The following is a 1,205-nucleotide window of genomic DNA, read 5'->3' on the forward strand; positions in this document are numbered from 1 at the left end:
ACATCACGCAGAAGGGCCAGGACATGATCGGCGATTTCCGCACCGATGCGCTTCACGAGGCGCTCGGCCGCGCACCGATTGAGGACGACATGCTGATGGCCTTGCTCGTGCTCGCCTTCTCCGGCCAAAACGTCCGTGTCGACTCGGGCGCCAACGACCATGTGTTCGGGCCTAAGCGCCTGCAACGCCACGCCGCCCGGCTCTTCTCCGAAGATGGGAGGCTGTCGTTCGACATGGAGACGGTTCGCGTCGCCGCCCGCTCCATCCTGGTCGAGGTGCTGTCGTGCCGGCGCAATATCTCGAACAGTGGTGTGGTCTCGCGCATCGCCGGCGAGGYGATCGGCGCCGACGGCTTCCTGCCGAACATGGGCACCGAGGATTTTCTCCTGTGCCTCTCGCGTCAGGCGCTCGAGGCCGCGGCAAAGGAGGTGAATGTGCTTCCCCGTGCCCGGGTCCGCGAAACACGCGCAGCGCTCGTCGATCATTTCAAGCAAGTCCAGTTCGTGCATCCGGCCGCGTTTTTCTCACCTKATGCGAAGGACGTCGCCGACCTGATCAAGCATGCCGACACTCTCGACAATGATCGTGATGACGACCCGGCCGTGAGCTCGAATGCAGCTGGGGATCCTTCGGAGGCTACGGTTGCTGATMTGGATGCCGAGCAGTTCGAAGAGCCGGCAGAGGGATCCGAGAACACAGACGCGGACGAAACCGCCTACGGSATCGCGGCGGAATAGCCGCGTTTCCATCCATCTCCACCGATCCCGCCGCCGGTCATCACCGGCGGCGCTTTCGTTTTCACAATCCGCAAAACCTGAAGGAGAAAGCGCATGTCTGCGTCCTTGATTTATGACCTCGCCCMAATTGGCTCCATCGTCGCCTGGTCGGACGGCACGCCGCGCCCGCCGGAACGCCACAAGCTGGCGGTCTGGGAAGCCCGCAACAGCAAGGGTCGGCTGATCCGCAAGCAGGAAAAGCGTGGCGCCGTCACCCTTCATGAGGGCGATTTCGGTGGCGGCGGCGTAATCGCCATCCGCATCCACCGGACATTCTCGCTCGACAGCGAGCTGGCCTTCAAGGTCATCGAGCGGCCCGTGCTGGGATCCGTCCGTGTCTTCGACCGCGCCGGTGCAAATGCGGAGCTCGTCCATCTGGCGGCCAATCGGCAGGCAGCCGAGGAATGGCTGACCCGGCATGGCTATCCC

General features: G+C 63.7%; 1 protein-coding gene and 1 pseudogene. Both read left to right on the plus strand.

What is annotated here, in order from left to right; genetic code table 11:
• A pseudogene (locus QD357_RS32360) lies at nt 1-737 on the plus strand (plasmid partitioning protein); the annotation flags it as partial.
• Nucleotides 738-830: 93 nt separating this feature from the next.
• On the plus strand, nt 831-1,205 hold a 375-nt coding region (locus QD357_RS32365; RefSeq protein ID WP_414126090.1), incomplete at its 3' end, for a hypothetical protein.

The organism is Rhizobium sp. BR 317 (assembly GCF_047445835.1).
GTDB classification, from domain to species: domain Bacteria; phylum Pseudomonadota; class Alphaproteobacteria; order Rhizobiales; family Rhizobiaceae; genus Rhizobium; species Rhizobium paranaense.